Source organism: Caldisericum sp., assembly GCA_022759145.1.
Classification (GTDB): domain Bacteria; phylum Caldisericota; class Caldisericia; order Caldisericales; family Caldisericaceae; genus Caldisericum.
On record JAEMPV010000025.1, the window covers coordinates 1 to 10,140 of the forward strand.

At 36.5% G+C, this 10,140-nt stretch carries 12 protein-coding genes; 2 read left to right on the top strand and 10 right to left on the bottom strand.

The window, feature by feature from the left end:
* Nucleotides 1-126: 126 nt before the first annotated feature.
* From JHC30_01625 to JHC30_01660, 8 genes are all read right to left on the bottom strand, one after another.
* Nucleotides 127-948 carry an NAD+ synthase gene (locus tag JHC30_01625; protein MCI4462853.1) on the bottom strand — a complete coding sequence of 274 codons (822 nt, stop codon included), beginning with the start codon at nucleotides 946-948 and terminating at the stop codon, nucleotides 127-129.
* Entirely contained in the window at nucleotides 941-1,789 is an 849-nt protein-coding gene (locus JHC30_01630; protein ID MCI4462854.1) for a hypothetical protein, read from the bottom strand. The genes JHC30_01625 and JHC30_01630 overlap by 8 nt, the downstream gene beginning before the upstream one ends.
* Nucleotides 1,786-2,325: a QueT transporter family protein gene (locus JHC30_01635; GenBank protein MCI4462855.1), complete on the bottom strand. Its 540-nt coding sequence runs from the start codon at nucleotides 2,323-2,325 to the stop codon at nucleotides 1,786-1,788. The genes JHC30_01630 and JHC30_01635 overlap by 4 nt, the downstream gene beginning before the upstream one ends.
* Complete coding sequence (locus JHC30_01640; GenBank protein MCI4462856.1) at nucleotides 2,315-2,614, bottom strand: LapA family protein; 300 nt, start codon at nucleotides 2,612-2,614, stop codon at nucleotides 2,315-2,317. The genes JHC30_01635 and JHC30_01640 overlap by 11 nt, the downstream gene beginning before the upstream one ends.
* A 53-nt stretch (nucleotides 2,615-2,667) precedes the next feature.
* The gene (locus JHC30_01645) at nucleotides 2,668-3,552 is read right to left on the bottom strand and encodes an ABC transporter permease (protein ID MCI4462857.1); all 885 of its coding nucleotides are present in this window, start codon (nucleotides 3,550-3,552) and stop codon (nucleotides 2,668-2,670) included.
* A gap of 11 nt (nucleotides 3,553-3,563) precedes the next feature.
* Nucleotides 3,564-4,565, bottom strand: coding sequence for an ABC transporter permease (locus JHC30_01650; GenBank protein MCI4462858.1), 1,002 nt, complete (start codon nucleotides 4,563-4,565; stop codon nucleotides 3,564-3,566).
* A gap of 54 nt (nucleotides 4,566-4,619) precedes the next feature.
* On the bottom strand, nucleotides 4,620-6,203 hold the full coding sequence (locus JHC30_01655) for an ABC transporter substrate-binding protein (protein ID MCI4462859.1): 1,584 nt from the start codon (nucleotides 6,201-6,203) through the stop codon (nucleotides 4,620-4,622).
* Nucleotides 6,204-6,276: 73 nt separating this feature from the next.
* A complete protein-coding gene (locus tag JHC30_01660) occupies nucleotides 6,277-7,134 on the bottom strand; it encodes a DUF89 family protein (GenBank protein MCI4462860.1) in 858 nt (285 codons plus the stop codon).
* 82 nt (nucleotides 7,135-7,216) lie between these two features.
* On the opposite strand from JHC30_01660, the gene JHC30_01665 reads away from it, so the two are divergent.
* Nucleotides 7,217-8,098 carry a dihydrodipicolinate synthase family protein gene (locus JHC30_01665; protein ID MCI4462861.1) on the top strand — a complete coding sequence of 294 codons (882 nt, stop codon included), beginning with the start codon at nucleotides 7,217-7,219 and terminating at the stop codon, nucleotides 8,096-8,098.
* Nucleotides 8,095-8,391, top strand: a complete 297-nt coding sequence (locus JHC30_01670) for a DUF59 domain-containing protein (protein MCI4462862.1) — start codon at nucleotides 8,095-8,097, stop codon at nucleotides 8,389-8,391. The genes JHC30_01665 and JHC30_01670 overlap by 4 nt, the downstream gene beginning before the upstream one ends.
* On the opposite strand, the gene JHC30_01675 is transcribed toward JHC30_01670, so the two are convergent.
* Nucleotides 8,392-9,162, bottom strand: a complete 771-nt coding sequence (locus tag JHC30_01675; protein ID MCI4462863.1) for a hypothetical protein — start codon at nucleotides 9,160-9,162, stop codon at nucleotides 8,392-8,394. It lies immediately after the preceding gene.
* Between the two features lie 37 nt (nucleotides 9,163-9,199).
* On the bottom strand, nucleotides 9,200-10,140 hold a 941-nt coding region (locus JHC30_01680; GenBank protein MCI4462864.1), incomplete at its 5' end, for an iron-containing alcohol dehydrogenase.

Below are 10,140 nucleotides of genomic sequence, written 5' to 3' on the forward strand. Positions count from 1 at the left end.
ACAAAGAAGCAAAACTTGGAATGGTAATGCTTACAATCAAGAAGGGTATCGAAGAATTGTCCAAGTTAATCTAATTAGTAAGTTATTAGTTTTTAGCAAAAGCCGCAGGATTTGCCTGCGGCTTTTCTATTTGAATATATCGTGAGGGTAAAGAAAATCGTGTCCAAATGTTCTTTGAGAAATTTTACAAACAGGAGGAAAAGTCCTTTTAAATTGTGTTGCAAACATTCTTTTTAGGACATTTTCGACATCTTCCTTTTTAAAACCTAACTCAACGATTTCTTCTTTTGTCTTTCTTTCTTCAAGATAAAGATAAAGAATCTGGTCGATTTCAGAGTAAGGTGTTCCTATTTCGCCCTCGTCTGTTTGCCCAGGCCATAAATCTGCTGATGGTTTTTTGGCTATGATTGATTCCGGAACTCCAACATGCTTTGATAATCCAAAAACCTGAGTTTTGTATAAATCTCCTATTGGGTAAATCCCTGCTGCCATATCACCGTACCAGGTTGTGTAGCCAAGCATAATTTCACTTTTATTGCTTGTTCCGAGAACGATAGCATCAAATTCTCTTGCTTTGTCAAAGATAATACTCATTCTTATACGAGCAAGAAAATTTCCTATTCTAAACTTGTCTCCGATTTTTTCTTTTGTAAGATATGGCTCTGCAATTTCAGTTATATCAATTATTTCATATTTAATTCCAAGGTTTTCTACAACCTTGAGTCCGTCTTCAATGGATTCCTTTGAACTTAACTTATATGGAAGAAGTATTCCAAAAACATTTTCCTTTCCCAAAGCATCAACAGCAAGAGAAGCTACAAGCGCAGAGTCAATACCACCAGAAATACCTAATAGTGCATGATCAAATTTGTTACTTTTAACTTCTTCTTCGATGAATTTTACTATGAACTTCTTAACAAGTGCGTAATTCAAGGTTAAGTCAATCATCTAAACCTCCAACAACTCTGTTTACATTTTTGACAAATAACAACCTGTCCTCCTCTTTTATAAGAGGAAAAGATATTCTTTTCTTGTAAATGTCATCCGTGTCAACTGTTCCTGTTACAATAGTCTCCTCAAAAAGTTCTGCAGAGACTATTTTCTTTCCTATGGGTGATTGGATAAAACTTCCCCCATAAAAACCTAATCCATCGTCAAAGCCTACTCTATTAACATACACGACAAAGAATCCAAAGAAGTTCGTATAAGTGGAAGATGCAGTTTCGACAGTCTCCTGTATCTGTGGCTTTTCTCCTTTGAGCCCTCTCAAAGGCATGTTGCTTATTGCGAACACAAAATCAACATTGTCAAGGTATGCAAGACTTAAGAGTGTCGGGTGGAAAAAGTCTCTACAGATTATAACAGAAACTTTGCCGTAATCAGTCGCAAGAGACTTATACGAATTGCCTCTTCCAAAGAAACGAAGTTCTTCAAACATTCCATGAGTTGGTGGATACATCTTTCTGTAAACTAACTTAATTTCACCTTTTGATAGATACATCGAAGAGTTGTATGTAATCTTATCCTCTCCTTTTTCTACAAATCCAAGAACTATATCGATATTTTTGCTTATCTCTTTGAGTGGCTTAAAGAAATCTGAATCTGCCTCAAGAGCAACTTCATGTGTTAGGTCTCTCAGTGTATATCCTGTAAGGCTTAACTCAGGGAAAACGACAACTTTTGACCCTTCTACGATTGCCTTTTCTGTAAACTCAAGATGCTTTACAAGGTTTTTTTCGAGATCTCCAAGGAATGGATTTATTTGTGCAAGAGAAATTTTGAATCTCATTTTGATAATCTCCTTTCAAGGGCGTATAAAAGAGGAAGCCCCAATATATATGTGGAAATTGTCTCACCTAAACCGATTGTAATTACTCCAAAAAGGTAAGGTTTCCATGCAAAGTTTGTTATTGAATATTTAAATGCTTCAACGAGTCCGAGGCTCGTATTAAGAGTTGAGAGTGCAACAACATAAAAACTTACACCAAATGCATTAAATATTATCGGAGGAAGAGGTGCAAGATATTTCTTGAGTTTTTTCTTGCCAATCCAATATGTAAGCACTGCCGAAATAAGTGTTAAGAAGGTTCCGAAAACCCAATCTATTGGTCCAAAGGGAGATGTTAAGTTTGCAAGAAAACATCCGATAGTTACGCCAAATATTGCTTCAGGAAAACTGTATGGCAAAACGGTCAGCGCTTCGGAAATTCTTATTTGGATTGGACCAAACGATAAGGGCTTTAAAATAAATGTTAATGCAAAATATAATGCACCTATAAGTGCGCCCCTTATTAGGAACCTTAAAGTATTCTGTTTAATTTCCATCTTTGTTTTCTTCTTTTTGTGCTAAGGAAATTTCTGTTTCTCTTTTTTCCTTTTGAAAGGTTTCCTTAAGTTGCTTAATTTCGATATTGTATGCAATAAACGAAATAAGCCAGATGAGGATACCTCCAGAAATGAAGGATACAAGCACAAGAGCGCCAGAAGAAACATTTTGTATAACATATCCAAAAAGATTTATAGAAGTAAAGTAGTTAATATTTAGAAGAATGAACCATGTTGCAAGACCTGAAAGTAAAAGTAATACTAAAAGCAGCATGCCAATTTTTTTCACTTTTGCCTCCAAATATTATTTTACTATTAATTTTATAAGATTAATCTAAAATTTCAAAGTTTCTTTCGGAGGCGTGGATCTATTGCATCTCTTAAACCATCACCAAGAAGATTAAACCCAAGGACAGATATTAAAATAGCAATACCCGGGAAAGTTGCAAGCCACCAATAACCGCCTGTTATGTAGTGGTTGGAGTTCGCAAGCATAGCACCCCACTCAGGCGTAGGAGGTTGTGCTCCTAATCCAAGAAAGCCTAGCGCTGCAGCGTCAAGTATTGCGCTACCAATACTTAATGTTGTATAGACAATAATAACTGATAATACATTAGGTAGTACATGGACTCTTAGGGTTCTCAATCTTGGAGAGCCAATTGCTTTTGCTGCTTCAATGTATTCACTTCCCTTTACGACAATCGTTTCAGACCTTACAACCCTTGCAATTTGAGGAGCATATGTAATACCTATTGCAATCATTGCTTTAGATAACCCCCTGCCTAACACAGATACAATAACAATAGCAAGGAGTATAGAAGGCAACGCAAACATTATGTCTGTAGTTCTCATTATAAGATTATCAATCCAGCCGCCATAGAAGCCTGAGAATAGTCCTGCAAGTCCTCCAAGCAAAACCCCAATTATAACTGCAATAACACCAACTGAAAGAGATACTCTTGCGCCATAAATAATTCTGCTTAGTATATCTCTTCCAAATTCGTCTGTACCTAAAATATTTTTTGTATTTCCCGCCCAGAATCCTGGTTTAAGATTATTGTATAGGTCTTGTTCTATTGGGTTATGAGGCGAAATAATAGGTGCAAGTACTGCGGTTATAATTAGGATGAGTACAATCACTAATCCAAATATTGCAGACTTATTTTTCTTTAAACTTTTCAAACTTTCACTTAAGAATGTTTCATGTAATTGAATTTCTTCTTCCATGTTTTCACCTTTTAATAATGAATTCTCGGGTCTATATATGCGTAAAGGACATCTACTATGAGATTAACAATCGCAACAACAAAAGCAACGAAAATTACAGCACCTTGAATTGCAGGATAATCTCTTGCGTTTACTGCCTGAACTATATAAGTGCCTAATCCTGGCCAGTAAAATATAGTCTCTGTGAGTACTGCCCCACCCATTAGCATTGCAAATTCCGTTCCAGCGGATGTTAAAATTGGAATGAGTGCGTTTCTCAAGGCATGCTTAACAATTACAGTTTTTTCTGGAAGTCCTTTTGCCCTCGCCGTCCTTATGTAATCCTGGCTTATTACATTTAGCATACTAGATCGCGTTATCCTTGCAATGAATGCCATTGGAATTGTACCAAGCGCAATTGATGGCAAAATAAGATGCTTTAAAGCATCAAAAAAAGCACCAAAGTTCAATGTAATTAAGCTATCAATAAGATATAAATGTGTAATTGGCTTAATGGAGTAAAAGACTGAGAGGCGTCCACCTGTAGGAAGCAAATTTAGTTTTATACTGAAAAGCAACACGAGCATTATTGCAAGCCAGAATATAGGCATAGAAACTCCAAATAATGCGATAAACATAACCGTATAGTCAAAAACTGTGTATCTTTTAATTGCTGAAATGACACCTGCTAAAATTCCAAATGAACTTGCAAACAGCATCGCAAAAATGGAAAGTTCAAGTGTATTCGGGAATCTCTGCATGATTTCAGTAAGAACATTCTCATGCGTCATTATTGACCTTCCAAAGTCTCCTCTAATAGCGTACTTAAGCCAGATAATATATTGCTCCCAAACGGGTTTATCCAGCCCCCACTTTTTTCGCATTTCTTCAAGTATCTCTTTTGAGGCGTGCTCTCCTGCCATTGTCCTTGCAGGATCTCCAGGGATAAAGCGAACAAGCAAAAATATAATAATAGAGACCGCAAAAAGCATAATTAAAATATTAAGAAGTCTTTTAATTATGTAGTTTCTCACTTTTCTACACCCTTTCTTTTTTAAAAGGAAGGGGGCTCTAAGCCCCCCTTTAAACTATTTAGTTATAGTAACTGTTTCGAAGTGGTAATCTCCTGTTGGATACAACACAAATCCTTTAACACTCTTGTTGAATACAAGAATCTGTTTTGCATGCGCAAGAGGAACCCATGGTGCATCGTTATGGACAATTTCCTGAACTTTCTTGTAGAGTTCTGCTCTCTTTGCCTGGTCTGTTTCTCTTTGAGCCTGGATGTTTAGATTGTGAACCTCTGGGTTTCTATAGAATGCAATGTTTCCAGCGGTTCCAACGGTTGCAGAGTCTGAGTCAAGCAGAACATATAGGAAGTCGTCTGGATCTGCATAATCTGCAGTCCAACCTAAAAGTGCCATTGGATGTTCCCCGTTTTCTGTTTTCTGTAAATATGTTCCCCAATCATAGGTTACAATCTCTGCGTCAATTCCTACTGCCTTCAAATCTGCTTGTATTGCAGTTGCAATCTTCTGTGGGTCAAACATATAAGGTCGTGAAACTGGCATTGCCCAAAGTTTAGTCTTAAATCCGTTAGGATATCCTGCTTCTTTAAGAAGCTCTTTTGCCTTTTCAGGATTGTATTCATAGTCCTGAATTGCATCATTATATCCCCAAAGTGTTGGAGGAATTGGATTCTTTGCAACAACTGCTGTTCCTTTGTAAAGTTGGTCAACAATTGCTTTTTTGTTAATGGCATAGTTGATTGCCTGTCTTACTCTCACATCACCAAAAGGTTTTTCGAAACCTGGAGTATCCGTTCCCATGTTCATCGCAAGATAACCTACATTAAGGCCTGGTTCGCTAAGAATTTGAAGATTTGCATCTTGCTCGATTTTTGCTAAGTCGTCTGGGTTGGGGAATTCCATACCCTGGACTTCACCTTTTTGAAGAGAAAGAAGCCTTTGTGATGCATCAGGGATAACTTTGAAGATTAACTGGTCAATTTTTGCCTTTTCTCCCCAGTAATCAGGATTCTTTTCAAGGGTAATGTGATCTCCTTTAACCCATTCGACAAATTTGAAAGGACCAGTTCCTACTGGATGTGCAAACCATTGGTCTCCCCATTTCTCGCAATTTGTAGGACTCACGATGTATGCTGTAAACATCGCCATTGTGCTCAAGAATGGTGCAAATGGGTGATTAAGAGTAATTTTTACAGTGTAATCATCGACTTTCTCAGTCTTCTTGATTTCGCTAAAGCACCACTGCCAGTACTCCCACTTGCCATACTTGTGGAACGGATGATTTGGATCTCTCTGTCTTTCAAATGAGAAAACTACAGCATCAGCGTTGAACGGTGTTCCATCGTGGAATTTTACACCTTGCCTGAGATAGAAAGTCCATACAAGCCCATCGGGTGAAACATCCCACTTTGTTGCAAGCCAGGGTTCAACTTCTGTTGTGCCTGGTTTGTAACGCACAAGTCCTTCAAAAATGTTGTTCATAACTGTTACGGATTCACCATCAGTAACATCTGCTGGGTCAAGTTCTACAGCGTCACCACCTTTTGCAAAGACAAGTGTGACAGGTTGTGCTGCTTGCTTACAACCTGCAAACAGGCTTACTACCATCAGTGTGGTAATAAATAGTACCAATACTTTTTTCATCCTTTCGCCTCCTTTGTTTAGTTTCTTCTTTTCTTATTTCTTAGAGGTAATTATATGAAAAAAGTTTTTGAAGTCAAGATTTTAATTTAAATTTCTTTGATTTTAGAACGATATTTGTGCCGATTGAATGTCCGATTGACCTTGCGATAGGAGCACATTTTATTTTCAGGAGAAAAAATATCGGGAGGCTTTCTTCTGATAGAGTTTCATAATTTGCTTGTCCTTTTGCTATTATTAAATCTGAATTTTCTAACTCTTTTAAGAAATCTTCATTTACAGTGTATAGTATTGTCCCAGCCATACTTGATCCTGTTTCAATAACATTTGTAATACCCGATTTTAGTGCATCCTCTTTTGTTGCATCGTTGATGATTGGTTTACTTTTAACTGCATATTTTACATTCCTTCCAAGTTCGGCGAGAGTTTCAATAAGGACTCTATCGAAAACAGTTTCCCCTGCGTTGTCCCCTATAAGAAGAATATTTCTTGAGTTTTTAACTGCATTTTTCAAATCTTCAAAGTCGTTCAGATTGAAATTACTCTTCAAGAACTCATTGAGGTCTATTTCAATGCTGTCAAATGTACTTCCGAGGTCAATTGCATTTCCCATTATCGAAATTTTTACACTCTCGAGAAGTTTATCGCTACTCTTCTTTACCATCTCTTTTAGCATTGGATAAAGATTAAGAGCTGTTTTAATATGAGCCTCTTTAATTTCTTTGTATGGATCATTATTTCCAGTTATTTTATAGACGAGTTTATAGGGACTATCGGCTAATTCTGGTGGAGTAAGATTAAGATTTGCAAGGCTCAAGTGTTTTGCGCTTTCCTTTAGAATTATTTCTATTTTTTCATTATCTTTGGTTGCAACTCTTGCAATTCTTAGCATCTGATTATAGATGCATACAAGGCATTCTGTTTCGCATTTCATACCATATTTTACAACAAACTCAAGTAAATTTTGCTAAAAATCTTCGAAAATCTTGTAAAATGTATTGGAGGTGTTATTGAAGATGATTAAAAATATAGTTGCATTAATTACTCCGTTTAGAAGTGATGGTTCGATTGATTACGAAGGATACGGAGAGTTTTTAAAGTTTCTTCTAAGGAAAAATCCAGATGGTTTGTTTGCAAATGCAACAACAGGTGAATTTACGAATCTTACTCTTGAAGAGAAAAAAGAGATTGCCACATTTGTAAAAGAAAATTCTGGAACAACTCCGGTATATGTCAATGTCAATTCCACTGTATTTAATGAAACGATAGAACTCTGTAAGTTTGCAAATTTAAGTAATTTCTATGCAATTGTTTCACCGCCACCGTTCTTTCTTGTCCCTTCGCAAAAAGGGTTATATGATTATTTTATTCGTATAGCGGAGACTTCAGGGCTTCCCACTTATATTTACAATATTCCGGCGTTGACTGGTTATTCTCTCTCTATAGAACTTATTAGGGAACTTTCAAAACATCCACTTATAAAAGGAATAAAGGTTACCTACGATAATATGGGTTATCTTGTGAGGCTCGTTAATGAAGTTAAAAGTGAAAGAAGCGATTTTGAAATTTTCACCGGGACAGAGCAACTCTATGTGCCTTTGTTATTAACAGGTGGAGATGGTGGAGTAATGGCTCTTGCAAATATAGCACTCGACATATTTAATCGGGCAAAAGTCGCTTTTGAAAATGGTAATCTAAATGAGCTACTTGAACTACATAGATCAATAACAAAACTTACATATATTTACAATCTTACTACCTCTTTTGGTTATGCAATTAAGTTAGCGCTTGGATTTATGGGTATTCATATCAATAGGTATGTTAGAAGACCTCTTCAAGAGGATCCTTTTAACGAAGAAGAGTTCAAGAAAATTCTTGAAGGAGTTGGGCTTATATGAACGATTTAGAGAAAAAAGTAATGGAGGCTCTTAAAAAAGTTAAAGACCCTGAAACAAACATGGATATACTGTCAGAAAACCTTGTTTATGGTTTTACAATTAATGATAAACATATAAAAGTTTTTGTTTCTTTTGAAGCCTCCACTTCAACATGCAATTTTTGCAGAGCTTTATCCTGGATAATTGTTGATAAAATTTCTGAGCAAATTGTAAGAGCCCTCAAGGAAATAGGCTTTGAAGGTGTAGAGATAGTAGAGGAACTCAATCCTAAAATAGTTTATAAAATCGGATAATTAAGGCTGGAGCACCTCTTCCGTATTTCCGTTTGCCGAAATGATAATTTCGTATCCTGGGTAAAATTGTTTCAAAGTTTGTGTTATTTCTGCTCTAATTGCGCTAACCTTACATGAGCCACCACCTGCATCAAGAAGTTCTTTCCCGAAATCAATTTGGACTTTATTAGATGCTATTTGCTCAATCTTGTTTATCGTTAGGTTTTTGGGTGTCGACATTATGTATCCATCGCTCTCTTCTTGCTTGGTTGGACCAAGTAGAAACACATTCATCGTATCCATCGGAGGGTTTTTAGAACTTGAAGCGATGCGTCTTTCAACGGGAAAGACTTTTGTGCAGTCGAGCATCTCTGGATTTAGTTTTGTATTTCCATAAAACACATAAACGGTTTTATATGGCATGCCGTAAGTTATTAGTTTCTCATCCGAACTTGTTATTGAACCATCCTTAGGTGATTTAACATTTGCTACAACTCTTATCTTATCAGTTTGAGGAAATGCGTTTAATTTTAAATCTTCTTTGAAATTTCCAAATTTACCCGAATCTACCGCATCGGTAACGGTTGAACCTTCAAATAAAACGAAACCATTTTCGTCAGTAACTTTTAATCCTATAATGCTTTCAAAAGCACGTCCTCTTCCCTCAATATGAATTGTGCCATCTGTATTTACACTTACAGCTTTAATCGATACTTCCTTCTCTTTAAAAACGCTACATCCAGAAATAAGAAGTATTAAAACAAAAAACAAAATTAAAATACTTTTTTTCATATTCTTTCCTCCTTCCTTTAATTAGATACTTTAAATACTAAAAAAGTTCCATAATTTTTTTCTCAATGTCTGAGTAGTCGTAGGCAAGTTCGTAAATCTTTAAGATTTCATCTCTATAAAGAGGTCTTTTTGCCCTTATGAAATCTTTGTTTCCGTCATCTCTTAAAGCAGATTCTGTAAATAGTTCGATGGAATCTCTTTTCACGCCAAGGTCTTTTAATCCATTCAGAGCCTCAACTTTTTTAAGCCACTCGACAATTTTAAGTATCGTTTCGCGTGGGTTTGCTACCCCAAAAACCGTTTCGCCAAAAGTTGCAAGCCTATCTTTATGGATGTCAAATGTGTATATTAAATAAGCAGGCATAATTGCTGAAAGTCCCCTTCCGTGCGCTATACCATATATTCCCGAAATTGGATGCTCTAATCTGTGCATTGGATGCGGCCCTCGCCTTCCTGCATTTGGTATCCCGGAAAGGGCAAGTGCTGCAATCCAGGACAGAGATTCTCTTGCATCTATATTCTGCAAATCGTTAAAAACTATTTCTCCCTGTTTCATGCATTCCTTTAGAAGCCCTTCAGAAATTCTATCTGATACGGGGGCATAGGCGTTTGATGAAAGATAACTTTCAAATATATGAGTGAACATATCTACTACACCATCGATTGTAGGTTTTTTAGGAACTGATAGGGTAAGAAGTGGATCTATTATCGATATCGCAGGGAATAACTCGTTATTAAAAATTCCTCTTTTATCTCTGGTTGTGCTGTTTGTAATAACTGCCGCATTATCGAGTTCAGATCCAGTTGCTGCAAATGTAACAACAGCAAGCAGGGGCAGTGTATTTGTTGGGATAGCCTCTTTTGCTGGCCTTTCAAAATAACTCCAGCACGGGACATTCGTTTTCGCAACAACCTTAATTATCTTTGCAGCATCAATTACACTTCCACCACCAATTGCAATAATGAAATCAACAGACT